The organism is Streptosporangium sp. NPDC006930 (assembly GCF_040635605.1).
In the GTDB taxonomy this organism is placed as follows: domain Bacteria; phylum Actinomycetota; class Actinomycetes; order Streptosporangiales; family Streptosporangiaceae; genus Streptosporangium.
Genome location: NZ_JBEYID010000015.1, coordinates 166533 through 191536, shown reverse-complemented (window position 1 = coordinate 191536; position 25004 = coordinate 166533). Strand labels below are relative to the sequence as shown.

At 69.2% G+C, this 25004-nt stretch carries 23 protein-coding genes; 7 read left to right on the top strand and 16 right to left on the bottom strand.

Annotated elements, in window-relative coordinates:
• The first annotated feature begins 1 nt into the window (after position 1).
• On the top strand, positions 2–976 hold the full coding sequence (locus ABZ664_RS25565) for a hypothetical protein (RefSeq protein ID WP_362514962.1): 975 nt from the start codon (positions 2–4) through the stop codon (positions 974–976).
• Positions 977–1011: 35 nt separating this feature from the next.
• On the opposite strand, the gene ABZ664_RS25560 is transcribed toward ABZ664_RS25565, so the two are convergent.
• The 11 genes from ABZ664_RS25560 to ABZ664_RS25510 form a co-directional block, all read right to left on the bottom strand.
• A complete protein-coding gene (locus ABZ664_RS25560; RefSeq protein ID WP_362514959.1) occupies positions 1012–1440 on the bottom strand; it encodes a nuclear transport factor 2 family protein in 429 nt (142 codons plus the stop codon).
• Between the two features lie 209 nt (positions 1441–1649).
• Complete coding sequence (locus ABZ664_RS25555; RefSeq protein ID WP_362514955.1) at positions 1650–2474, bottom strand: AfsR/SARP family transcriptional regulator; 825 nt, start codon at positions 2472–2474, stop codon at positions 1650–1652.
• Positions 2475–3385: 911 nt separating this feature from the next.
• Positions 3386–4423, bottom strand: coding sequence for an aldo/keto reductase family protein (locus ABZ664_RS25550; protein ID WP_362514953.1), 1038 nt, complete (start codon positions 4421–4423; stop codon positions 3386–3388).
• Positions 4424–4552: 129 nt separating this feature from the next.
• Entirely contained in the window at positions 4553–5134 is a 582-nt protein-coding gene (locus ABZ664_RS25545) for a flavin reductase family protein (protein ID WP_362514949.1), read from the bottom strand.
• Between the two features lie 10 nt (positions 5135–5144).
• Positions 5145–5849: an SRPBCC domain-containing protein gene (locus ABZ664_RS25540; protein ID WP_362514946.1), complete on the bottom strand. Its 705-nt coding sequence runs from the start codon at positions 5847–5849 to the stop codon at positions 5145–5147.
• A gap of 70 nt (positions 5850–5919) precedes the next feature.
• On the bottom strand, positions 5920–7281 hold the full coding sequence (locus tag ABZ664_RS25535) for an MFS transporter (protein WP_362514943.1): 1362 nt from the start codon (positions 7279–7281) through the stop codon (positions 5920–5922).
• Complete coding sequence (locus ABZ664_RS25530) at positions 7278–8447, bottom strand: hypothetical protein (protein ID WP_362514940.1); 1170 nt, start codon at positions 8445–8447, stop codon at positions 7278–7280. The genes ABZ664_RS25535 and ABZ664_RS25530 overlap by 4 nt, the downstream gene beginning before the upstream one ends.
• A 542-nt stretch (positions 8448–8989) precedes the next feature.
• Positions 8990–9859 (bottom strand): L,D-transpeptidase family protein, encoded by an 870-nt coding sequence (locus ABZ664_RS25525; protein WP_362514936.1) that lies wholly within the window; start codon positions 9857–9859, stop codon positions 8990–8992.
• 33 nt (positions 9860–9892) lie between these two features.
• A complete protein-coding gene (locus ABZ664_RS25520) occupies positions 9893–11038 on the bottom strand; it encodes an FAD-dependent oxidoreductase (RefSeq protein WP_362514933.1) in 1146 nt (381 codons plus the stop codon).
• Between the two features lie 561 nt (positions 11039–11599).
• Positions 11600–12121 carry a MarR family winged helix-turn-helix transcriptional regulator gene (locus ABZ664_RS25515; RefSeq protein WP_362514930.1) on the bottom strand — a complete coding sequence of 174 codons (522 nt, stop codon included), beginning with the start codon at positions 12119–12121 and terminating at the stop codon, positions 11600–11602.
• A gap of 127 nt (positions 12122–12248) precedes the next feature.
• Positions 12249–13556: a site-2 protease family protein gene (locus ABZ664_RS25510; RefSeq protein ID WP_362514928.1), complete on the bottom strand. Its 1308-nt coding sequence runs from the start codon at positions 13554–13556 to the stop codon at positions 12249–12251.
• Positions 13557–13768: 212 nt separating this feature from the next.
• On the opposite strand from ABZ664_RS25510, the gene ABZ664_RS25505 reads away from it, so the two are divergent.
• Positions 13769–14374, top strand: a complete 606-nt coding sequence (locus tag ABZ664_RS25505) for a response regulator transcription factor (RefSeq protein ID WP_362514925.1) — start codon at positions 13769–13771, stop codon at positions 14372–14374.
• A gap of 22 nt (positions 14375–14396) precedes the next feature.
• Here the strand turns inward: ABZ664_RS25505 and ABZ664_RS25500 are convergent, their stop codons facing one another.
• On the bottom strand, positions 14397–15515 hold the full coding sequence (locus tag ABZ664_RS25500; RefSeq protein ID WP_362514922.1) for a PP2C family protein-serine/threonine phosphatase: 1119 nt from the start codon (positions 15513–15515) through the stop codon (positions 14397–14399).
• Positions 15516–15634: 119 nt separating this feature from the next.
• On the opposite strand from ABZ664_RS25500, the gene ABZ664_RS25495 reads away from it, so the two are divergent.
• Positions 15635–16864 carry a GNAT family N-acetyltransferase gene (locus tag ABZ664_RS25495; RefSeq protein ID WP_362514918.1) on the top strand — a complete coding sequence of 410 codons (1230 nt, stop codon included), beginning with the start codon at positions 15635–15637 and terminating at the stop codon, positions 16862–16864.
• A gap of 42 nt (positions 16865–16906) precedes the next feature.
• Positions 16907–17107, top strand: coding sequence for a hypothetical protein (locus ABZ664_RS25490; protein WP_362514916.1), 201 nt, complete (start codon positions 16907–16909; stop codon positions 17105–17107).
• Between the two features lie 3 nt (positions 17108–17110).
• Here the strand turns inward: ABZ664_RS25490 and ABZ664_RS25485 are convergent, their stop codons facing one another.
• Positions 17111–17578 (bottom strand): ribose-5-phosphate isomerase, encoded by a 468-nt coding sequence (locus ABZ664_RS25485; RefSeq protein WP_362514914.1) that lies wholly within the window; start codon positions 17576–17578, stop codon positions 17111–17113.
• A gap of 99 nt (positions 17579–17677) precedes the next feature.
• Here ABZ664_RS25485 and def point away from each other — a divergent pair, with 99 nt between their 5' ends.
• Positions 17678–18166, top strand: coding sequence for a peptide deformylase (def, locus tag ABZ664_RS25480; protein ID WP_362514912.1), 489 nt, complete (start codon positions 17678–17680; stop codon positions 18164–18166).
• A gap of 72 nt (positions 18167–18238) precedes the next feature.
• On the opposite strand, the gene ABZ664_RS25475 is transcribed toward def, so the two are convergent.
• Entirely contained in the window at positions 18239–19648 is a 1410-nt protein-coding gene (locus tag ABZ664_RS25475; RefSeq protein WP_362514910.1) for an aldehyde dehydrogenase family protein, read from the bottom strand.
• Between the two features lie 153 nt (positions 19649–19801).
• Positions 19802–20422 (bottom strand): disulfide bond formation protein DsbA, encoded by a 621-nt coding sequence (locus ABZ664_RS25470; protein ID WP_362514908.1) that lies wholly within the window; start codon positions 20420–20422, stop codon positions 19802–19804.
• A gap of 221 nt (positions 20423–20643) precedes the next feature.
• Here ABZ664_RS25470 and pepN point away from each other — a divergent pair, with 221 nt between their 5' ends.
• Both pepN and ABZ664_RS25460 read left to right on the top strand, forming a co-directional pair.
• Positions 20644–23211, top strand: coding sequence for an aminopeptidase N (gene pepN, locus ABZ664_RS25465; RefSeq protein ID WP_362514906.1), 2568 nt, complete (start codon positions 20644–20646; stop codon positions 23209–23211).
• Between the two features lie 181 nt (positions 23212–23392).
• Entirely contained in the window at positions 23393–24355 is a 963-nt protein-coding gene (locus tag ABZ664_RS25460; protein ID WP_362514903.1) for a hypothetical protein, read from the top strand.
• Between the two features lie 18 nt (positions 24356–24373).
• Here the strand turns inward: ABZ664_RS25460 and ABZ664_RS25455 are convergent, their stop codons facing one another.
• On the bottom strand, positions 24374–25003 hold the full coding sequence (locus ABZ664_RS25455) for a hypothetical protein (RefSeq protein WP_362514901.1): 630 nt from the start codon (positions 25001–25003) through the stop codon (positions 24374–24376).
• Position 25004 lies beyond the last annotated feature (1 nt).

Below are 25004 nucleotides of genomic sequence, written 5' to 3'. Positions count from 1 at the left end.
CGTGGCGGCCCCGTCCCCCACGTTCCGTCGGCGTGCGTCTCTGGCCCTCTGCCTGAGCTCGATCGTCGTGTTCACCATCGGCGCCCCCACCGCCGGAAGCGCGGACCCCAAGCCCACCGAGGCCAAGCTCCGCGCCGAGCTGGCCAAGCTCGGCAAGCAGGTCGACAAGCTGATCGAGACCTACGCGGCCACCCGCGAGTCGCTCAAGATGGCGCAGAAGGCCGAGATCGTCGCCAAGCAGAACCTGGAAAAGGCCGAGAAGACCTACGTCGAGGCCAAGCGGGAGGTCGACTCCATCGTCCAGTTGCGCTACCAGAGCAGCGGCGGAGGGCTGCCCGCGCTGATGTTCTCCGGCGACATGGGCGCCGCCGCGGTGATGGAGCAGCTCACGGCCCAGCAGGCCGCCCACCTGGAGGGCTTCGTCAACAGCATCGAACGCAGGAAGAGGGCGGCCGAGACGGCCGCCAGGCTCACCGACGAGATCGGCGACGAGGCCAAGGAGGTGCAGGCGCAGCGCGAGAAGGCCGAGAAGCTGATCCGCGACATGAAGAACAAGCTCGACCGCCTCGCCCCCACCGGTTCCGGCCGTCGCGCCGACGGCAGCTGGGCGCCGCAGCTGCCCACCGGCCCCGACAACATCACCGACCGCACCCGGATCATGCGCAACGCCGTCATGAGGCGCTTCAACCTGCCGTACTCGGTCGGCTGCTACCGGGCCGTCAACGACGGCGGCGAGCATCCTCTGGGCCGTGCCTGCGACTTCATGATGAGCGCCGGTGGCGCGATGCCCACGGCCGCCAACCTCGCGCTCGGCGACGAGATCGCCGCCTGGGCCATCAAGAACAAGGCCAAACTCGGCGTGAAGTACGTGATCTGGCGCCAGCGCATCAACCACGGCTCCGGCTGGAGGTTCATGTCGAACCGAGGCGGCATCACGGCCAACCACTTCGACCATCCGCACATCTCGATGTACTGATCTTCGGGGCGGCGTCCGGTCTCGTGAGCGGCGGCTCACCCCTGGGCGCCCCCGTGGGCGAAGGCGGGCGCCGCACCCGTGGACGCGGGCTCGACGGCGTCCACGCCCGTGTGGAGGGGGGCGAGGTCGACGAATATGCGGTAGTCCGAGATCAGGCCGTCGTCGCGGGTGCGCCAGATCGATACGGCCACGACACTGACGTCCGTGCCGTCGAGCCGCCGGTAGGTCACCTCGGTCTCGGCGATGACGTCGGCGTCCACCTGCCAGTTCCGCACGATCCTGTGCCGCAGGCCTCCGATGGTGGAGAAGAACTCCCGCAACCCGGCGGCGATGGCCTCGCGTCCCGCCCTCGGCTCCGCGTTGCCGAACACCAACGTGGCGTCCTCGGCCAGCAACCGCACGAACTCGTCGGGGTCGAACGAGTCGACCGTCCGGAAAACGCGTCGCACCGCGTCGTCGCTCATGCCGATCCTTCCTCATACCGTCGGGATCACTGGTGGGGACGATACGGGGCGAGGGGCGGGGCACAACTATCGCCGGAGTAGGTGTCCCGTCGCCCGGAGGCGCGCCAAAGGTCTGCGGAACCGGGGCGCGGCGGCCGGGTCGGCGCACCGGGCCGGATCGCGGCGCGTCCAAACCTCCGAACTCCTCGTCGACGGCGCCGGCCCCTGGTTCACCGATGCGCGGCCTTCAGGCCGACCTCCCCCAGACATTCCAGTACGGCGTCGACGGACATCAGGAAGGGGTCGGACTGCAGAATTCGCGTGTGCGTCGTGCTCATCTCCTGGCCCGGCAGGATTCCCAGCTCCCGGTCGAGCAGCACGAGGGTCTCCTGGAACACCTCCAGCGCCTCCCCTTGGCGACCGGTCCGGTAGAGGGCGAGCATCAGCAGGGTGCGGAACCGTTCGTGGAACGGGAAACGCATGATCAGGCTGCGCAGCTCGGGTATGGTCTCGAAGTGGTTCCCGAGGCCGATGTCCGCGCCGATGCGAAGCTCCAGGAGTGAGGTTCGCAGTTCCTCCAGCCGGCTGACCTCGTGGTCCGCGACGGCGCTCTCCGCCAGGTCCGCGTACGGTCTACCGCGCCACATGTCGAGCGCCTCCGCCGAACAGCGCGCCAGATCCTTTATGTCGGAGGAGAGCATGGCGTTCAGCGCCTGCTTGGCGAGCGCCTCGAACCTGTGGACATCGAGTTCGTCGGGATGCGTGACCAGCGCATAGCCCTCACCCCGCTGCTGGATCCGGTCGTGGCCGAGAACATGCCGGAGGCGGAACACGTAGACCTGCATCGCCTTCCGCGGATTCTTGGGCTGTTCGGTCCACAAGATGTCCGACAGGATCCCGACGGGCACCGACTGCCCCGCTCTGCTGAGCAGTATGCTCAACAACTTTCGTGGTTTCTGGGCCGGCATCGGCACCTCGACGCCGTTCACGGTAACCGCCAGATCCCCGAGAACGCGGAACTGTACCTCGCCCTCCGGGAGGGTGTTAGGCGACATGTGTTTTCCTTCGCGGGTGGGAAAGGGACGTCAGCCTCTTCATGGGAATGTCGTCTTCTCCGCCGTGCATGCCGTTACGGAACGACGGTCGCGCACGGATCGGGAACGTGAGGTGTCGGTCGATGACAGGCGCGTACGACGTCTCGACGAAGCGCCGCCTCGATCAGGGCGGAACTGTGCCGCCGCGCTCGGAACGGGTGGCCTGTGGCTCGGCCGGAAACGTGGATCGCGGACCTCGCCGGCCTCGCACCCGATGGGAACACCCGGAAAGGGTGCCCAAAAGGGGGTGGTGAACCGCCTTCGCCTCATGGACGACGGGACGGGACCCGCTGCGAACCCCCTGACAGCGCGTACGATCCCGGGGAAACCATCGCGGGCGCGCTCCGGCGCGACAACCGCGGCTCAGGCCACACCACTCCGGCGAGCGCGGCCGCTTCAGCCGAGGGCCGGATCCCGCCCCGTGCTCCCGGTCAAGGCCCGTACGAGCGGGATGTGACCGGCCTTCGCCCGGCGACTCTCCCGCCTGATCCCGCGCGGCCGCCCTGTGACGTGCCCTTCCTCGACGCGCGGCGACATGAACGCGGACCGCTCGCACCGGCGGCGCCCCAAGCCGCCCATGTGCCTGTCCGCGGTGATTTCAACTTGCCTGAGAACACGAAAACGCACAGCCATCCGGTAGCCCCCATACCTCTTGTCTGCTTCCGGCCATTATACGTAAATGCTGGACACAGTTGTGGCTTTTACCTCAAGCTGAAAAGTTGTCATAAGCGGATATATCTCGCACGAGTTACGGACATGACGTTATGTCTTCATAAGGTCATGTCGTTACCGGCATTCCCGGCGGACAGCGCGCTGTCCCCCCGAGCCCCGGCTCGGCGAACCGCGCGGTGAAGTCACGCGGGCGCCCGCGGCTAGCCGTTCTCCGGAGCGGCCTTCGTCCAGCTCGGCTTCACCGCCATCATCCGCGCGGTCTTGGCGGGATCCCGGTCGACGAGGTCCCCGAGCACCTCGTCCACCCGCTTCAGGACGGCCTCGTCGATCGTCCTGCCGGACGCCGAGGCGTTCTCGGTCACCTGTTCGGGCCTGGTGGCACCGGCGACCACCGAGGAGACCCCCGGCTGCCGAAGCACCCAGGCGATCGCGAGCTGGGCCGCCGAGAGGCCGCACTCCCCCGCGAGCGGGAGCAGGGCCTGCACACGTTCGAGAAGCGTCGTGCCCAGAACCCTCCTGATGAAGGTGGGAGCCCGCCCGCCGGCCGTTCCCCGCGACCCGTCCGGCGGCTCCTGGCCCGGCCGGTACTTGCCGGTCAGCACCCCCTGCGCGAGCGGCTGGAAGGCCAGCTGGCCGATGCCCTCGCGCAGGCACAGCGGGACTATCTCCGGTTCGACGACCCGCCACAACATGTTGTACTGCGGCTGATTGGAGACGATGCGGCTGCGCAGCCCGAGCTCGCCGGCGATGGCCACCGCCGACGCGATCTGCGGGGCCGTCCACTCGGAGACGCCGAGATAGAGGACCTTGCCCTGGCGTACCAGGTCGTCGAAGGCGATCAGCGTCTCCTCCAACGGGGTCGTCTCGTCGAAACGATGCGCCTGGTACAGGTCGAGGTAATCGGTACGCAGCCGGCGCAGGGACGCCTCGCAGGATTCCACGATGTGCTTGCGGCTCAGGCCACGATCGTTCGGTCCCTCGCCGGTGGGCAGGCAGACCTTCGAGGCGAGGACCAGCGACGATCGTCTCACCCCGTCGAGCGCGGCGCCCAGCACCTCCTCGGCCGCCCCCCGCGCGTAGACGTCGGCGGTGTCGAAGGTGGTGATGCCCGCGTCGAGTGCCGCCCGGATGCACGCGACGGCCTGGTCCCGATCCACCAGTTCGCCGTGGGTGAGCCAGTTTCCGAAGGTGACTTCGCTGATCATCAGGCCGCTCTGCCCGAGGTGGCGATATTCCATTGGCCGTCAGGATGCGGCGCCCTCCTACGAGGAGCCCGTCTTCCCGACCCTCCTTTCAGATGAAGGTCACGATACTGCTCCGCGCGCGGCACGGCGGATCGGTCGCGTGGGCGCCGATCCGCCGACGTGTCAGGACGCGCGGCTCCGGTGTGCGTTCCCACCTCTGAACTCGCCCGCCTCGCCCGGACGCGCGTCGTCCCGAGGGAGGGACGGGTCGCCTGGGCGACCTCCGGGGAAGACGGTGGCGAGAGGGTGAAAGGCCCTCCTGTAGTAGATCAGCGGGGCACCGTCACGCACGCTGTACGCCTGCACCGCGCCGATGACGACCTCGTGGTCACCCGCGGTGAGCACGCTGTGCACGGTGCACTCCAGTGAGAAGAGCGCGTCGGGGACGACCGGCGGGCCGTCCGGGGTGAGTGCCCCCCATCCGCCCTTGACCTTGTCCACGGCCGTCGTCGCGAACAGGCGCGCCACGTCGTCGTGGTGCTGGCGGAGCATGCTCACCGCGAAGCGTCCCGACTCCTGTATGGCGGGCAGCGTGCGTGCGGACCGCGCGAGGCAGACCAGGACGAGCGGAGGTTCGGCGGAGACGGAGCAGAAGGCGCTCACGGTCAGCCCGTGCGAGCCTTCCCGCTCCCCCCGTGCCGTGACGACCGTGACGCCGCTGGGAAACCGGGCGAGTGCGGCCCGGAAGCCGTCCACGGTGATCATCGTCGGGACGTCATGCCGTGAACGGACGCAGCACCAGTTCGACCGTGCGGTCCTGGAGGGTGAACGTCGCCTTCTGCCCGGGTACCGCGTCGTCGAGCCAACGGTGGAAGTCCTCCATCTCCTTGAGCGTGACGCCGTCGATGGCGTGGATCTCGTCGCCGGGCTGGATCCCGACGAACTCGGCGGCGGAGTTGATCGCCACATCCTGCACGACCATCCCGGTCTCCGGGGTGACCCCCAGCGGGATGATGCCCGTCTTGGGCGGCGTCAGCGTCTTGTGGAACTGGAACGGGCGGTGCTCCAGGTAGGCCGCGAGCCGCTCCAGGTAGTGCCACCAGTGGTGGTCGTAGGCGTCGAACTCCACCCTGGAGCGCACCGAGTCACTGAAACCGGAGTGGCGCACCTTCACCTCGGTGCTGTCCTCGTCGACCTGGACGAATTCCACCTCCACGGAGGTCGGCTCGTCGTTCCCCGGCACGTCCCAGTCGTAGGAGCACGAGAAACCGGGGTTGACCTCGCGCAGCGTCGCCGTGAAGACGAGGTCGACCCTCCCTCCCCGGTTGAAGTGCCAACGAAGCGGATCACCCGGCTCGACCGGGACGCTCGCGTCGTGCAGGTTCAGCCAGGCGCGGACCTCCTTGGGGTCGGTCCAGGCCTGCCAGACGCGCCCCCGGCTCACCTTGATCTCACGTGCCGTCGATGTTTCGAGTGCCATGACACCGTTCTCCATTCTTGGGATTCGTGCCGACGAGGGCACGGGTTCAGCCGTTGCACCGGTCGATCGCCTACTTGGCTCCCGCCTCGTGCAGGGCCCTCTCGACTGCGGCGTTGGAAAGCGTCAGTAGTCCGATGAGTGACACGGCCGCCCCGAACAGGCCGCCCACCCGGTAAACGGCCTCCAGGTCGGCGTGGGTCGCGATCTGGCCGGCCAGGAATATGCCGACCGGCATCAGCCCGAAGGCCACCAGCCTGTTCACGCTGCTCACCCGTCCGGTCAGCTCCTTCGGGACGATCGCCTGCCGGATCGAAACGGTCGTGACGTTCCAGGTCATCGCCGTGTAGCCGGTGATGGCGAGGCCGAGGGCGACGAGGGCGACCTCACTGGTGAACCCCAGGATCGTGAAGCCCAGCGCGCCCAGCATCGCCCCGCCGAGCGCGGACCTCGCCGGTCCCAGCCGACGGGTGAACATCCGGCACGTGAAGCCCGCCGTCACGCTGCCGACCGCGACCGAGGCGAGCAGCAGACCGTACGCCACGTCGCTGATCAGCATGACCTGGCGCGCGTACAGCACCAGCATCGCCAGCTGGCCGACCGTGCACATGTTGGTGAGACCCGCGACCAGGGTGAACACGCGGAGCACACGATGGCGGGCCAGCCAGCGCACCCCCTCGCCGATCTCCTCGCGCATCGCGCGCCGGGGTTTCGCGCCGGACGCCGTCGCCGCCCGAACACCGTCGGTGCGAAAATCGCCGCGCATGAGGAACGAGAAGAGGGAGCTCAGAGCGAAGCTGACGGCGTCCACGCCCACAGGCAGGGCCCGGCCCACGGTGTAGAGCACGCCGCCGAGCGCCGGTCCCAGAAACTTCAGTGCGACCGTGTTCGCGGTCATCAGCCTGCTGTTGGCCCGCTCCAGCGCCTCCCGGTCCTGCGAGACCGCCATCGGCAGGATCGCCGAGCGTGAGCTGTCGTAGACGGTCTCGATCGACGTGATACTGAAGGCGATCACCATGAGGAGCGGGATCGAGGCCCAGCCGCCGAGCACCGCGACGAACAGGACGATGAGGATCGCGCACCGGACGGCGTCCGACACCCACATCGCCCGGCGCCGGTCCCAGCGGTCGGCGAGCGCGCCTCCCATCAGGGCGAGCAGCAGCCAGGGGAGCTTGTCCGCCATCCCGACGAGGGAGAGCGTCGCCGGATCGCTGGTGAGGTCGGCGGCCAGCAGCGGCAGCGCGGTGACGGTCAGGCCGTTTCCCACGCTCGAAACCGACCAGCCTCCCCAGAGCAGCCAGAAGTTGCGGCCGAGGCCGCTGGAGATCTTCGAGCCCGGGCGCCGTCCTCCCGGCCCGCCCGGTAGCGCGCCGGAGCCCCTCGGCTCCGCCGTGGTCCGCAGGTCCCCGCCGCCCGGGACCTCCCTCGTCGTCATGCGCCTACGCCCTCCGGGGTGGAGTCCTCGGGCAGCAGTGCGGCGGGATCGAGTTCGAAGAGCAGGCGAGTGGTGCGCGCGACTCCGTCCGCGTCTCCCAGCCGCCGCCGGCAGAGCACCGCCTTGTACGCCGCGCCGGCTCCCCGAAGACCACCCGCCCGGGCACCGAGCTCGAACTCCACGGCCGCCCGCTTGAGGTCGCCTTCGCGCTGGAACCAGGCGCCCGCGAAGTAGCGCGCGGAAGGCTCGTTGCCATCCAGCCGCAACAGCTGCTCGGCCGCCTGTTCCACGTGTTCTGCGGGGTGGAGCATGGTGCCCGCCTTCACGGTCACGTCCAGGAGCAGCCTGGTGTTCTCCCTGGCGCTGTGCCACTGCTGCGAGTCGGCGGCGAGGCTCTCGGCTTCGGCACCCGCCTCGTACGCCGCGTCCATCGCCTCCCGCGCCCCGTACTCGTCCTTCTCCGTGATCCGGTGAAAGGCCGCGGCCCGCCAGAACCTGCTCACCGTGAGCGCGCGCGACCAGGGCTCGACCTCGTTCAGGGTGGGCAACAGCTCCTGGCCGTACGCCATCCAGTAGTCGCTTCCGCGCTCGCCTCCCCTGTCCCGCAACAGGATCGAGATCAGCTGGGTGCACGAGAGTACGCGCGGTACCGGCAGTTCTCCCTCTGTGGCGAGCCTGGCGAAGGCGTCCGTCACCGCGGAGTCGCGCAGATGCTGGCGCAGCGCCCGCGCGGTCTCGTAGGCGAGGTGGTCACCCGCGGGATGGGGGCCTTCGGCGCCACCGACGGTCAGCTCCGCCGCGATCCGGTAGAACCCGAGCTGCGTGAGGATCCTGACGAGCACCGCGCGCCGCGGTACGGACTGATGCGGCCACTCGGCGATCTGGCGGCTGAGGAACAGCCACGGCTCCAGTCCGGTGTTCGCCGCCACGTCCGCCGGCGAGTCCCCCAGGAACACGTCTTGCCTCGCCTGCCTCGCCAGCCAGGACCGCGAGTCTCCCTGCAGGATCAGGGAGCAGTGCGGAAGCAGTTCGTCCTGGTTCTCGTCGCGCAGCAGGGCGAGCAGCAGGGGGGTGCTCTCGGCGCAGAGCGGCCCGTCCACCGTGGAGGTCAGCCTGAACCAGGCGCTCCAGTTGCGCCGCAGTCCGACGGTGTCCAACTCGACCACGGGCGGGAATTCCAGATCCCCCCACGCGACATCGTCCGCGCGCGTATACGTGTGCAAGCCCGCCAATGCCCCACTCTTTTCCGGATCAGCCGATCACATGGTCAAGTATGGTTAAAAGGCGGGAGAAGACTTATGCAATCCTCTCCCGCCAGATATCGGCGTTCAATTCACCGAATTAGTAGACCTCGCTCGGCGCGTACACCTCGCTCGGCGCGTAGACCTCGCTGGGGGCGTACACCTCGCTGGGGGCGTAGACTTCACTCCGCATCTGAAACACCTCCTTTCGGGGTTGTTCCTTGCTGGCGGAGTCAGCTTTTCCGAGTGCAGTTTCACGACGGTTTCGCGTCGGTTTCACGGCACCCTTGACAGTTCTTGAATATGGTTGTCCTGCCTGGTGGCCAGGGGTTTGAATCTTTTCCGCGACCCGCTGGCCCCGGTGGTTCGACCCGGTGCCGGAGGTCGTTCGGACCGGGGGCCCGGGGTGCCGGACATGAGTCCGCCCCCGGCCCAAACGGCCGGGGGCGGGTTGTGCGACGGCGTTCTCAAAGCGTCTTCGGCCGGTCCGTGTCCCGCCCGGGAGAGGCAGGAGACGCCGGAGACGCAGGGCGCTCGGAGGACTTCGAGCGCTCGGGAGCCTCGGGACGGCGGACGTGGACGGGAGTACCGATCGGGGTCATGTCGTAGAGCGCCTTGGCGTTGTGCAGCGGCACCCGGATGCATCCGTGGGACGCGGGGTGTCGCGGGACCCGCTCCGAGCCGTGGAAGCCGATGCCCTGGTTGAAATAGATGGTGTAGAACTGGTCGCCCAGGGGCCCGCTCGTCCATCCGGGCGTCCGGAACCAGGCGCGGAAGTCACCGGTGGGCGTGACGGCGACCCCGCAGTGACCCTTCTTGCAGTAGTGCTCGCCGTTTCCGGTTGAGATGTGGGAGACCAGCGCGGGCTTGCCGTCCTTCCACGCCGTGAGCAACTGGCGACGCAGATCGATCTCCACCCTCGTGGGCTCCCCGTACGACACCAGCGGCTTGAGGCGCGCCGGGCGAGAGAGCGCCCGCCAGGTCCGCGGGTCGATCTGGTCGGTGGCGGGCAGTCCGTTCGCCTTCTGGAAGGCCCACACGGCCGCGCGCAGCGCGGGACGGTACTCGTCGCCGACGTCTCCCGGCCCGAACCCCAGCCGGTCGAGGCGCCGGTGGATCTGCTGGACCTGATCCCCCCTGTCGCCGACGCGAAGCAGGGGAAACCTGGCCGGCGGGGTGTGCTCGGAACGAGGCGCGGGGGAAGGGCTTTCATGGGGAGCCGGCGGTCCTGAATGCCGCGACGACATGACACCGGTGTTCACGACACCGAATGGCAGGCACGCGGTGAGCACGAGGGCCGAGTTCGCGGCCAGGAAGCACTTGACGGTTCTCCGCATTTTTGACGCCTATCCACTCTCTGGCGAGGTCCACTAGAAGGAGTACGAGTACTTGCGGTCCTCTATCGCCGCGCGCACCAGGCCGACGGCCTCCTGGGCGCAACCCCAGGAAAAACTGAATCCGGCCCCGCCGTGCGCGAAGTTGTAGACGACCTTTTCCTCGTCGTCCCACTCAAGGCAGACGTTCTCGGCCCGGAACGGCCGCAGGCCCACCCGTACCGGCTCGTCGGGATCCAGCCTGGCGTGTCGCAGCGCGGGCATGAAGGCGAGGCACCGCTCGTACATCTCCCGTACGGGAGCGTGGTTCTCCAGATTGATTCCGGTATCCCACTCGTCCTTTTCCGCCAGCCCGCCGAGAACGAGGAGTCTCGGATTGCGCGGCACGATGAAGACGATGTCCTGCTCGTCCTTGTTCTCCTCGTCGTGGGAGACGCAGTGGGCCTCGCGGATCCGGCGTCCGCGAAGCCCGTCGTTGCGTACCCGCACCAGCGCGCCGCGCAGCGGGTACATGCCGATGCCGCGGAGTGCGGCGGTGCCCAGACCCGCGCAGCAGACGATCACCTCGGCGTCGAAGCGGTCGAGGAGCTCGTCCTTCCGCTCGGCCAGCAGGCCCTCGACCCGGTACCGCTCGACCCGCACACCGTGGATCTTGACCTGCCGCATCAGCCACGCCATGTACTGATCGGTGTCGATCATGGGCGCCATGTGCGAGTACGCGTCGACCACGCCGTAGTCGGGACTGACACCGTTGCGTTCGGCGAGTGTCCGGTCGCGGACGAAGCCGCGCACCTTCCCCGCGAGTTCCCGCATCTTGTGGAGATCGTGCGGATTCTCCTCGACGGGGTGCTTGAAATAGAAGTTGGACCTTCGCATCGCCACCCCGGGAACCTTCGCCCTGGCCAGCCTCTCGAACATCTCGTACGAGGTGACGCACCAGTCCTTGGAGCGGGCGAGCGAGATCTGGTCGTGGTGGTAGCCGCACACCGCGGGTGGCCACTCCCACAGCGCGCCCGCGACGACCGAGACGATGTCGGGGGCGAATCGCTCCGCGACGACGGTGACGCGGAACCCCTCCCTGGCCAGGCACAGCGCGCTGGTCAACCCGCTTACCCCGGCTCCGACGACAAGTATTCTCTCTGAATTCGCGCGCACCTGGGAACGCCTTCTTTCCTGATCCATCCAGCTCGATCACTTTTCGGCGCGACCGAAGCGGGAGGCCGTCACGACGAACACCGAAACCCCTCCACAGTAATTCGAGCACCGGCGAATCCCCGAATGGCGGCGAACCCGGCACCGGAGAACATCGGCCTCGGGACGATGGGAAAGCATGACCGATCAAGGAAAGAATCTGGATTGAACGGGGAAAAGCCGCACTCGACCCGAATGATCCAATGACAAACCTTTGGCCGCGTGCCGGATTTTCATCACCGATCCACCGATCGACCCGGGCGAATATTGACACTCCCTGATCCGGCCCCGGCTGTCGCGAAGGGCCGATCGAAGCGATCGCAGGGTGAATTGCCTACTTTACTCGTGGACTCGCCTATACGCCCTCAGTGGGATTGTTAAGGGGCAGGTAGCGGGCCAAGTCTCACTTGTTGTAGAACATGATGACTAAACACATATACCGAGGGGCGCCCCCTTCCGATCACCTCCGACGCCGCCCGGCAGGGGCGTACGCGGCCAGGAGGCCGCACAGGCCCCGCGAAGACACCGGGCCGGGGAGGGCGGAGAACCGGGTCAGCCCGGGGCGGAAGTCTCCGCGAGAGCCTCGGAGATCAGCCGGTCGAGGTTGACCAGGTTCGCCGGACGGGCGACGGCTGCCTCGGCGAAACGGCCGAGCAGCCGGGCGAAGACCTCGCGGTCAGGCTCGTCCCAGTCGGCCATCAGGTTGTCCAGGTAGGTGCGCCGGTGACGGACCACCACCTCCAGCACGCGGCGGCCCCGCTCGCTCAGCACGAGCCTGGCCCGCCTGGCGTCCACGGCCGACTCCTCACGCTCCACGAACCCCGCGCCGACCGCGTCGTTGACCAGTCTGCTGGCGGTCGACGGATCGACGCCCAGCTGCTCGGCAACGGCGCCCACGGTCACCTCGGGCACATCCAGGCTCAGCTTGTGCACGGCGTGCACGACCATCACGTTCGACATGTGCACCGGCCGCTGCGGCTCCCCGGCGTTGCGCGGGCGCAACGGCCGCGACCAGATCCGGCGCAGCCGGAACAGGGCCACGTCGATCACCGCTCCAGGCGTCCCCTCGTTCACGGCGCCACCCTAGCCGCTGCGGACGGGGGTGCCGCGTGTCCCGGCCCTGCGGCGACGGCGCGCACGACGCCGTCTCGGGCCGGGGCCGGGAAGATCGGCGCGCACGGGACGCCTGGGCGGGAGACGCTCAACCGGACAGGCGGACCGGATTGACCAGGTCGGCGTACATCAGCAGGCCCGCCATGATGATCATCAGGAAGGCGATCGCGTAGGTGAGGGGAAGCGCCTTGGCGATGTCGACGTGGCCGGGCGTGGGACGGCGCGCGACGCGGGCGAAGCCGCGCTTGAGACCCTCCCACAGGCCGCCCGCGATGTGGCCGCCGTCCAGGGGAAGCAGCGGGATCAGATTGAACAGGCCGATCGCCAGGTTGAAGCCCGCCAGCAGGTTGATGAAGACGACGATCTTGTTTTCCAGCGGGATCGCGGCCGCGGCGATCTCACCGCCGATACGGCTCACGCCGATGACACCGATCGGGCCGTTCCTGTCACGTTCGTCGCCGGAGAAGGCGGCGTGCCAGACGCCCACCATCTTCTCGGGGAACCTGAGCAGCGCGGCGGCGGTGGCCGAGGTGAGGTCCCCCATGTGCTCTGCGACGGCGCCGAAGCTCTGCTGCTCGATGACGATCTTTGGGCTCACCCCGAGATAGCCGACACCCTTTTCGATCTTGCCGGGCTCGTCCAGCGACTCACGGTCCTGCGCGATGAGGCCGGCGGTGACGGTCAGCTCCTGACCGGCCCGCCTGATACCGATCTCGACCGGGCCCGCGCCGTGATCGCGGATGGCCCGCGTCGCGACGTCCCAGCTCGTGGCGGGCATACCCGCCACGGACACGATGACGTCCCCCGGCCGCAGCCCCGCCACGCTGGCCGGGCTGGGCATGTCGGCCGCGGTGCACTCGGGGTTCTTGGCGTAGTCGGCGGCGGTCTTCACGCACTGCGGGATCGAGGCGATCTCGGTCTTCTGCGTGGGAATGCCGAACCCCATGAGCACGACGCCGAACAGGATGAACGCCAGCACGAAGTTCATCGCCGGGCCGCCGGACATGATGATGACCTTCTGCCACCAGGGCTTGCGGTAGAACACCCGGTCTTCGTCGCCCGGTCGTACGTCCTCGAGGGCGACGTCGCGGGCGTTGTCGATCAGGCCCTGCCAGGGTCCCGTGGAGACCGAGCGCACCTTGCCGGGGGCGTCGGTGGGCCGGGGCGGCAGCATGCCGATCATGCGGATGTATCCGCCGAGCGGCAGCCACTTGATGCCGTACTCGGTCTCGCCCTTGTGACGCGACCACATCGTCGGACCGAACCCGACCATGTACTGGGTGACCTTGACACCGAACAGCTTGGCCGGCACCAGGTGACCGATCTCGTGCAGCCCGATCGACACCATCAGCCCCACGAGAAAGACAATGACCCCGACCACGGAGAGCCAGCTCACAGGTTCGTACTCCCATCGCGGTTTCACCGACAATGCCCCATAAGAGGTTAGCCCAAGTATCCGCCCTCCACGCCGACGCGGAGCGCGGCGTTCCCGGCCGCTCCGGGCCGTTCGGGGCCATTGCCCGCCCTTCGCCGATTGGACGCACTCCGTTGACATTCAGCGATCACACGAACACTCTTTGATGAAGGTGAGGGAGAGAGAGGGGCGTTTTGATCGGGATCCTGGTGGCCGAGCATCTTCCCCTGGTCCGGCGCGGACTGGTGGCGACGCTGGAGAACGAGAACGACATGAAAGTGGTGGCCGACGTCTCCACCGGGGAGGACGTGCTCCCCGCCGTCCTGCGGCACACCCCGGAGACGGCGGTCATCGATCTCGAACTGCCGGACGTCTGTGGTTTCACCGTCGCGCTCCGGCTGCACGAGAGGGCTCCCGGCTGCCGGGTCCTCCTGTTGTCGCGCACTCCCAGTCCGGTCCAGGTCCGCCGGGCCTTCGCCGTCCACGCGCTCGGGTTCATGAGCCTGGAGGTCGGCCCCGAGCAGCTGGCCGACGGCGTCCGCCAGGTCGCGGCCGGCCGCCGCGCGGTCGACTCCGAGCTCGCGGTGGCCGCCCTCAGATCGGCGGAGAACCCCCTGACCCGCCGGGAGCTCGACGTGCTCCGGCTGGTCGCGCAGGGGGCCAGGTCCGGCGAGATCGCCGACCAGCTGTTCCTCTCCGTGGGAACGGTCCGCAACCACCTGTCGCGGATCATGTGCAAGACACAGGCGCGCAACCGCCTCGACGCCGTACGCATCGCCGGCGACTCGGGGTGGCTCTGACCTTTCCCCGACGACGCCGGATTCAGGGGCGCCAGATGAGGATGAGGGCGCAGTCGTCGTCGTTGTGGCCCGACGACATGGAGGCGACCAGGTTGCGGGCACCGTCGCGGAACCCCGAGGGCATCAGGCGCTCGGCCTCTCCGAGCAGGCGGTCGAGACCGGCGTCGATGTCGCGCCCCGGCTGCTCGATCAGGCCGTCGGTGTAGAGCATGAGCGCGTCGCCCTTGCGCAGCATCCCCCGGTCGACCTCGCAGTGCAGGTCGGGCACGACACCGAGGACGACCCCCTTGGCCGTGGAGACCCGCCACGTCCCGGTCCCCGACTCGAACTTGACCACCGGGGGGTGGCCGGCCGAGGTGATGACATATTCGCCCGTCACGAGGTTGAGCCGGAGGTGGACCGCGGTGACGAAGCCCTCGGCCTCGCGCTGGCGGTGCAGATAGGTGTTGCAGGCAGGCAGGAAGTCGGTGGCCGAGCCGAGCAGCCCGCCGAAGGTGCCCGACAGCAGCAGTGCCCGGGTGCCCGCGTCGACACCCTTGCCCGACACGTCGACCAGGGCTAGATCCATCATGTCGCCCTCGCGCATGGAGACCAGGAAGTCGCCTCCGAAGGAGGAGCCTCCGGCCTGCTTGAGAACGACCTTGGAGCCCCACTCCTTGGGCAGCGGGGGCAGGTCGCTCTGGCTCTTGAGACGGTCGCGCAACTCCAGCAGCATCGCGTCGCCGCGCAGGCCCTGCACACCGAGCTTGCCTCGGGTGCGGGCCATCAGCGCGGCCAGCACCGCGGTGAAGCCGAAGGTGACCAGCAGGCCGGGGCCGATGTATCCCACCCCCCGCACCACGGCCACGTAGATCAGGGAGACCGCGACCGCGCACAGCAGCTTGACGAGACTGTTCAGCCGGAGCTGGAGCCCCGCCACGAGGGTGATCGGGATCATCAGCGCCGGCGAGAACCACTCCATGGAGACCCTGGCGGCCAGCCCGCCGATCAGCAGGGTGAGCAGAATCAGGGTGATGAGCAGGTTCCGGTCGCGTGCCAGAGGGCCGCGCCGCAGGAATCGTACGATGGGGACGAGAAGCGGGATGCGGACCAGGAACGCGCGGAGCGCCGGAGGGAGCAGCGGCACCGGACGGGAACTCATGATGCGCTCGACTGTATCGGGCTATCCCCCCTTTGGGCAGCCCACTTGACCAACGCCTTGATCATTAAGCAGGGATATTAGATGGCCAGACCCGTTTGTCCCCTACTACCGTTTGACAGATGACTCTCAGCATGCGCCCGATCGGCAAAGCCGAATGGTCCTCCTGGAACACTCTGGACGAAGAGGCGTTCGGCATCGCCACCCCCGAACACCGGCAGGAGCTCTTCAGGCGCATCGCCGAGTTCGACCGCTCGCTCGGCGTGTTCGACGGCGACCTGCTCGTGGGCACCGCCGCGACGCTCAGCTTCAGCATGAACGTGCCCGGCGGCCCGATCCCCGTCGGCGGCGTCACCGCGGTCGGCGTGCTGCCCTCGCACCGACGCCGGGGCATCCTCTCCTCGCTGATGACCCGCCAGCTGTCGGATCTTCACGAGCGAGGTGAGGCCGTCGCCGCGCTCTACGCGGCCGAGGCCGCGATCTACGGTCGTTACGGCTACGGCAGGGCCGCCGACAGCCTGCTCTTCCGCATCCCCACGGCGAAAGCGGCCTTCACCAGAAACGCCCCGGTCGATCCCACCCTGCGGTTGCGCATCGTCAAACCGGCGGACGCCAGGTCCGTCTTCGAGAAGATCTACGAGTCCGCGTTCGAGGAGCGCCCTGGACTGTACGACCGCCCGACCGCGCGTTGGGACGCGGTGCTGAGCGACCACGAGTCCGACCAGGGCGGCGCCGGTCCGCTGCGCGCCGTGGTCGCCGAGGACGACGGCGGCCCGCGCGGCTACGCGCTCTTCCGGATCAAGGCCTCCTTCGACGACTACGACCTTCCCGCGGGCGAGTTGCGGCTCAGGGAGCTGTTCGGCCTCGATCCCGCCGCCTACGCGTTGCTCTGGCGCCACGTCCTGGATCGCGACCTGGTCTCTCACGTCCTCGCCCCGAGCCGGCCCTCCGACGACCCGCTGATCCACCTGCTCGCCGAGCCGCGCGCACTTCACGCGCTCTGGCTGGATGACCTGTGGATCCGCGTCGTGGACGTCGAGCGTGCCCTTCCCGCCCGCCGATACAGCGCGCCGGTGGATGTGGTGATCGAGGTCGAGGACACCGTGTGCCCGTGGAACGCGCGCCGCTGGCGACTCACGGCCGACACCTCCGGCGCCCGCTGCGCCCCCTCGGAGGACCCCGCCGACCTGACCCTGCCCGTCTCCGTACTGGGCGCCGCCTACCTGGGCGGGCGCCCGCTGGCGGCGCTGCTCGCGGCGGGCGTGGTGCGGGAGTCGCGTGCGGGTGCCCTGCGAGAGCTGTCCACCGCCATGTCGTGGGGCCCCGCTCCCTGGGCCGGCCTGGTCTTCTGAGGCCCTTCTGAGGGTGGGCCCGGGCGGGTTATGGTGACCGGCATGGCACTGCAGAGCTTGCAGATCACCGCGATCACCGCGATGCGGGCGCGAGACGTCTCACGCCCGTCGCGCGAGCAGCAGGAGGCCGCGGACCGCCGCCCCCTGCGCGACGAGACGCCACCCCGTAAGGAGCCCGCGCGGGGCGGGTCGCGCCGGGAGGCGCCGCGCGGGGAGTCACCGCCCCGCGAGCGCCACCGGTGAGGACTACGGCAGCGGCGGGAGCTGGCCGATGGTCTCGTACGAGTCGAGCTGCGCGATCCTCCGGTTGTGCCGCTCGGCCCCTGAATAGGCGGTGCGGAGGAAGGTCTCGACGAACCGGATCGCCTCCTCCGGCTCGTGCATCCGCGCGCCGACGCTGACGACGTTGGCGTTGTTGTGTTCGCGGGCGAGCCTGGCGGTCTCCTCGCTCCAGGCCAGGGCGGCCCGGACGCCGCGCACCTTGTTGGCCGCGATCTGCTCGCCGTTCCCCGAGCCACCGATGACGACGCCCAGGCTGCCCGGGTCGCCCACGACGCCCTCGGCCGCGCGCAGCACGAACGGCGGGTAGTCGTCCTCGGCGTCGTAGACGAAGGGACCGCAGTCCTCGACCTCGTGGCCGTTCTCCTTCAGCCAGGAGACGACGTGGTTCTTGAGCTCATAGCCGGCATGGTCGGCACCGATGTAGACGCGCACCCGCACAGTTTCGCAGGTGTGCGCGGGCGACTCCACCCGGCCCCCGACTAGAGTAATAGCCGCAATACTTCCTTGCCCCTTACAAGAGAGAGTTCCCACATGCGTGACATCCGAGTGGTCGGTGACCCTGTCCTGCGCACACCCGCCGAACCGATCACCGACTTCGACCGCGACCTGCGGCGCATGATCGACGAGATGTTCGCCGTGATGTACGCCGCTCAGGGTGTCGGTCTGGCCGGTCCGCAGATCGGCGTGTCGAAGCGGATCTTCGTCTACGACTGCAGCAACCGCAAGGGCCATGTGATCAACCCGGAACTGACCGTGGACGACGACGCCGAGGTCCTCGACGAGGAGGGCTGCCTGTCCGTCCCCGGCCGCGAGACCGGCACCCCGATCTACGCCAGGACGCCCCGGGCCGCGGGAGTCACCGTGAGCGGCCTGGACCGGCTGGGGCGGCCGATCCGGATCAGGGCCCGCGGCACGCTGGCGCGCTGCTTCCAGCACGAGACCGACCACCTCGACGGCAGGCTCTACGTGGACAGGCTCGCCAGGGACGCCGCCAGGAAGGTCCTGCTCCAGGCTCCCTGACCTCCGTGGTCGCCGGGCGGCCGTCACGTGGGGGCGACCTCGGACCGATCCCCGGTGGTCGCCGGGCGGCCGTCAGAGCTGGACGGCCTTGATCTCCAGATATTCCTCGAGCCCGAACTCGCCCAGCTCGCGGCCGATACCCGACTGCTTGTAGCCGCCGAAGGGCGCCCGCGGGTTGAACCGGCCGCCGTTGACCGCCACCTGGCCGGTGCGCAGCCGCCTGGCGACCTCGACCGCGCGCTGCTCGCTGCCCGCCCACACCGCGCCCGCCAGGCCGTACGGCGTGCCGTTCGCGATCGCGACCGCCTCGTCCTCCCCCCGGGTGTAGGGGATGATCGTGAGGACCGGCCCGAAGATCTCCTCCTGCTCGATCACCATCCCCGGCTCCACCCCGGCGAACACCGTCGGCTCGACGTAGAAGCCGCGCTCCAGGGGCCGGTCGGTGCCCCCCGTGACCAGCCGGGCGCCTTCCTCCTCGCCCCGGTTGATGTAGCGGACGACCCGGTCGCGCTGGGCCGCCGACACCAGGGGACCGAGTCTGGTCGCCTCGTCGAAGGGGTCGCCGACGGTGTATCTCCCCGCGGCCTCGACGGCGAGACGGACGGCCTCGTCGTACCGGTCGCGATGGACGATCATGCGGGTCCATGCCGAACAGGTCTGGCCGGAGTTGACGAAGGCGTTGGCCACCGTCGCCTTCGCCGCCGCCGCCAGGTCGGCGTCCGGCAGGATCAGGCTGGCGGACTTGCCGCCGAGTTCCAGGGCCACCCGCTTGATCGTCTCGGCCGCGAGCACGGCGACCCGGCGTCCGGCCCGGGTGGAGCCGGTGAACGACACCATGTCCACCTCGGGATGGGCGGCCAGCGCCTCACCCACCACCGGGCCGTGACCGCTGACCATGTTGAAGACCCCGGCGGGCAGTCCGACCTCGTCGAGGATCCCGGCGAGCGCGAAGGCCGCCAGCGGCGCCACCTCGCTGGGCTTCAGCACGACCGTGCAGCCCGCGGCGAGCGCGGCGCCCACCTTGCAGACGACCTGGTGGAGCGGGTAGTTCCAGGGGGTGATCGCGGCGACCACCCCGACCGGCTCCCTGAAGACGCGGGAGTTGCCGACCTGCCCGCCCTCGAAGTCGTAGGTCTCGGCCAGCTGGGCGTACGAGGCCAGCACACCGGCCGGCATCAGCGTGTGCACCCTCATCGCCACGCCGTACGGGGCGCCCATGTCCGTGGCGATGATCCTGGCTATCTGGTCGGAGCGTTCTCGTATCAGGTCCGCGGCCGAGGCGAGGATCCTGCCTCGCTCGGCGGGAGGCGTCGCGGACCAGGAGGGGAAGGCGGCGCGGGCGGCGGCCACCGCGGCCTCGACGTCGGCGGGCGCCCCCGCGGGAACCTTGTCGATCCGCTCCTCGGTGGCGGGGTTGATCACGTCGATGCTCTCGCCCGACGCGGACGCCTGCCAGGCTCCATTCAGATAAAGGTGACGCATGCCCTCATCCTGGCGTGCGTGCCGTTGTTGCGCGAGGGCGCACGAAACGCGCCCTCGCGCAAAGACGACCTTGGTATGGGAGCAGGGCGTCCCACACGGGCGGGCCCGCCCGCCGCAGTCGCGCACGGCGGGCGGAAACGCCGGAGAGGCGGATCAGTCGAAGATCGGTTCCCGGGTCCTGGAGCGCTTGAGCTCGAAGAAACCGTCGGTGCCCGCCACCAGGCGCACGCCGTCCCAGAGCCTGCCCGCCTCCTCGCCCTTGGGGGCGGGCGAGATGACCGGGCCGAAGAAGGCCACGCCATCGACGGAGATCACCGGAGTGCCGACCTCCTGGCCGACCCGGTCGATGCCGTCGTTGTGCGAGGCGCGCAGTGCCTCGTCGAACTCCGTCGAGTCCATCGCGTCGGCGAAGTCGCGGTCGAGCCCCGCGGCCTCCAGTGCCTCCTCGACCGTCTCGCGGAGCGTGTCGAGCTGCCTGGCCCTGCCCTGGTTGTGGAGACGGGTGCCGAGCTCGGTGTAGAGGCGGCCGACCGTCTCGGAGTCGTACTTCTCCTGCACGGCGGTGACCACCCGGACCGGGCCGATGGCCTTGGCGATCAACTCACGGTAGCTGTCCGGGACGTCCTTGTCCTCGTTCAGCACGTTGAGGCTCATGATGTGCCAGCGGGGCTCGATCGGCCGTACCTTCTCGACCTCCAGCAACCAGCGGGAGGTCATCCACGCGAACGGGCAGAAGGGATCGAACCAGAGATCGACAGGGGTTCGCTCAGTCATCTTTTCCGGCTTCCTGGTCGTGAGGCTTCTTCGGTAGCGACAACCCGGAGAGCGGAGTTCCCTATTCCACGGGTGGATTAATACCTTGACATGCCTCTTTATTCTCGGATCTGGGGTACCAGTCCGCAGTCCGAGGTGAAGCGGCGGCCCGCGGCCTTACGTGGCAGGATTCAGTCACCCCTTAGCAATGGAGCGGGGGAAGTTGTGAAGAGGGAGCGGTAGTGGCAGGCAATCTGACCCGTGACGAGGCGCGCGAGCGCGCACGGCTGCTCAGCGTGCAGTCCTATGCGGTGGAGCTCGACCTGACCGAGGGTGAGGAGCGCTTCGAGAGCGTCACCACGGTCCGCTTCACCAGCACCCGGCCGGGTGCGGAGACGTTCGTCGACCTGGCCGGCGCCAAGGTGCGCGCGGCGGTGTTGAACGGCGTCGAGCTGGACGTGAGCGGCTACGACCTGGAGACCGGACGGCTGCCGCTGCCTGGCCTGGCCGAGACCAACGAGCTGCGGGTGGACGCCGACTGTTCCTACAGCCGCACCGGCGAGGGCCTGCACCGCTTCGTCGACCCGGTGGACAAGAGCGTCTATCTGTACAGCCAGTTCGAGACGGCAGACGCGCACCGCATGTACGCGTGCTTCGACCAGCCCGACCTCAAGGCCTCCTTCGAGCTGACCGTGCTCGCCCCCTCCCACTGGGAGGTCATCTCCAACACGGCGCCCGACGCGGCCGATGAGCTGCCGGAGCACCACGGCAGGCACGGCGCGCTCCAGGCCGCCAAGCGCTGGCACTTCCCGCCCTCCCCCGTGATGTCGACCTACATCACCGCGCTGTGCGCCGGGCCGTACCACAAGGTGACCTCCGAGCACGACGGCATCCCGCTGGGCCTGTACTGCCGGGCCTCGCTCGCCGAACACCTCGACGCGGAGAACATCTTCGAGGTCACCAGGCAGGGCTTCGACTTCTTCCACCGGATCTTCGGTGTCCGCTACCCGTTCGGGAAGTACGACCAGCTCTTCGTCCCCGAGTTCAACGCCGGGGCGATGGAGAACGCGGGCTGCGTGACCTTCCTGGAGGACTACGTCTTCCGCTCGCGCGTCACGGACGCGGTGATCGAGCGCCGCGCGGAGACGATCCTGCACGAGATGGCGCACATGTGGTTCGGTGACCTGGTCACCATGCGCTGGTGGGACGACCTGTGGCTGAACGAGTCGTTCGCCACCTACGCCTCGGTGCTCTGCCAGGCCGAGGCCACCCGCTGGGGCCAGGGGGCCTGGACGACCTTCGCCAACGTCGAGAAGGCCTGGGCCTACCGTCAGGACCAGCTGCCCTCGACCCACCCGATCGCCGCCGACATCGTCGACATGCACGCGGTCGAGGTCAACTTCGACGGGATCACGTACGCCAAGGGCGCCTCGGTCCTCAAGCAGCTCGTCGCCTACGTGGGCCTGGACAACTTCCTCGCCGGGGTCCGCGACTACTTCAACGAGCACGCCTGGGAAAACACCACCCTCGCGGACCTGCTCGGCGCGCTGGAGCGCACCTCGGGGCGCGACCTGTCCTCCTGGTCGAAGGAGTGGCTGGAGACCTCCTGGGTCAACACGCTGCGCCCCTCGTTCACCGTCGACCCCGAGGGCCGTTTCCTGGAATTCGACGTTCTCCAGGAGGCCCCGGCCGACTACCCGACGCTGCGCTCGCACCGCGTCGCCATCGGCCTGTACTCCCTGCGAGACGGCAAGCTGGTCCGCGTCAGGCGGGTCGAGCTGGACGTCGTCGGCGCGCGCACGGCCGTGGCCGAGCTGGTCGGCGAGGTCCAGCCGGACCTGATCCTGATCAACGACGACGACCTGACGTACGCCAAGGTCAGGCTCGACGAGCGGTCGCTGCGGACCCTGACGGAGGGCGGCATCGGCAGGTTCACCGAGTCGCTGCCCCGCGCACTGTGCTGGTCGGCCGCCTGGGACATGACCCGCGACGCGGAGATGTCCACCCGCGACTACCTCACCCTGGTCATCTCCAACATCGAGTCGGTCACCGACATCACCGTCGCCCAGACCCTGCTCCGCCAGGTCCGCCTCGCCGTCCAGCAGTACGGCGACCCCGCCCGGCGCTCCGAGGGCCTGGCCAGGCTCGCCTCCGCGCTGCGCCGCCTGGTCGGCGAGGCCGCGCCCGGCTCCGACCACCAGCTCGCCTACCTGAACGCGCTGTCGGCCGTGGCCACCTCCACCGAGGACCTGGCGTTCCTGAAGGGGCTGCTGGACGGGGAGACGGTGCTCGACGGCCTCACCGTCGACGCCGACCTGCGCTGGACGCTGACCGGTGCCCTGGTCTCCGGCGGCCTGCTCGGCGAGGAGGACATCGCCCAGGAGCTGCTGCGCGACGCCACCGCGACGGGCGAGCGTTCCGCCGCGCTCTGCGGCGCCGCGATCCCGACCGCCGAGGGCAAGTCGAACGCCTGGACCGCGATCACCGAGGGCAAGCTGAGCGGCGCGCTGCTCCGTTCGACGATCGCCGGTTTCATGGACCCGCGTCACCCGGAGCTGCTGGAGCCGTACGGGGCGAAGTACTTCGAGGAGATCGGCGGGATCTGGGCGTCCTGGAGTTCCGACAGCGCCCAGAACTTCGCGAACGGCTGCTACCCGGCGCTGAGCATCTCTCCCGAGACGGTCGCCAGGACCCAGGACCTCATCTCGTCCACCCAGCCGCCGCATGCCCTCAAGCGCCTGCTGCTCGAGGGCGCCGACAGCATCGGCCGCGCCCTGCGCGCCCAGGCCAAGGACGCCTCGGCGGCCTGACCCGGCTGCGAGAGAGACCCGGGCGGGGCCGTCCCGCACCGCCCGGGTCGACCGATGGCGAAGTTTTGAGTGGTTCCTGGCGAACACTGGTAGGAATGTCGGTAAGCGCGAGAGGTGCCCCGCGTCTCGCCGCGTGTGGACGCCTGTCCCGTCGCCTCCGGGTCATGAGAGGGTAAATCACGTGGAATCAGCACGTGACCTGCTCATCTCCCTGGCCCGGAGATACGCCTTCGGTGACATCGGAGCCCTCGCCTCAGGTGTCGTGCGCGACGCGGACGACATCGAGGCGGCCTGCGAGTTCGGCCAGCGGCTGCTCTCCCTCGACGCGGAGGACTTCGCCGTCGAGGCGCGGTCCGTGCCGAGCGACCTTCGGCGGCGAGCGCGGGCCTGCACGATGCCGCAGACGCCCCGCGAGCAGCCGCGCGGCGCGCTGGAGTCGCTGCGGCCCGCGTACGGGCTGCTGCTGGAGGTCATCGCGGTCAGGTGGCACCGTCGCGAGCTGAGCCCCATGGTCGCCGCCCTCCACATCGCCAGCGAGTATCTCCCGCTGCTCGCCTTCGAACCGGTGCTCGGCAACGCCGGAGACCCGGCGCGCTGGCCGGAGGGGCTCAGCGCGCCGGACAGCAGGTTCGGGGTGATCGGCGACCGCGACTGCGACCACACCAGGGCCGAGCAGTCGGCCGCGAACCGGACCCTGCGCGTGGCCGGGGAGCCGCCCGAGGGATGGCGCGCCTACTTCGACCGCCAGCACAGCCAGGTGGCCGGGGCTCTGGCCACCTGCGTGGCCGACTGCCGCAACCCCTGCACCGCGATGGACTGGGTCGATCCGGACCTCCGCGAGGACCTCGCGCTGCGTTCCCAGGTGGCCCTCGCCTTCGCCGAGACCCCGCTGGTGCGGTTGCGCCACGCCGCCCCGGTGGGCCACGGATTCGGCGTGCCCTCCCCCGAGGAGGTCATCGAGGCCTGGGAGCGCAGCCGGACCACCCTGGCCAAGAACGGCGTGGGCGGGGAGGCCTCCAGTGACGACGGCTTCCCGCTGCCGGGGTTGCCCTCCCTGTTCTCCGCCGTCGCGGGCGTGGCGGTGAAGCCCTCGACGCTGCTGGAGGACACCAGCACGTACCTGGTGAGGCTTCTGCGGCACTGATCGTGCGGCCCGAGGAGCTCAGAGCCCGCCGTCGACGAACACCGCCAGCGCGCAGCAGGCGATGGAGACCATCATGAGCAGGACGCCGCGGCGGATGAAGCGCCGCTTGGCGTCCCCGACGGCGTTGAGTCTCCTGATCTCCAGGACGAGCAGGTCGACCCTGACCTCGGTACCACGGCCACTCCGTCCCACCCCGTACCCCAGCCGGGGGTCCGGCTCCGGCGGCGCGTCCAGGGCGAAGGTGCCGGGGTAGAAACGGCGCCGCTCCAGGACTCTGCCCGCGAGCCCGGAGGTACGGCCGCAGAGGGCTCCGGTGAGCGTGAGGATCCCCATCAGCCAGAAGAACACGCTCGTCCACCAGAGCCATTCGACCTTGCCGGACAGCTCGCCGGGCCTCCAGTGGCCGTTCAGCAGTCCGACGGCGACGGCACCGGCGGCGACGCCCGTCGTGAACAGCAGGGCGGCCGCCGTCTCGTCCTCCCCCCGGACCTTCCTGCGGGCGTCCGCGAGCGTCGCCTGGACGTAGTCGAGGATCCCGTCTGGCTCCCGTTCCGCCGTGGGGCGCCTGCGAGAGTGACCCGGCGGCGCGTCTCTCGTGATCCTCAGCACGAAGTGACCCGGCGGCGCGTCCCTCGTGATCCTCAGCACG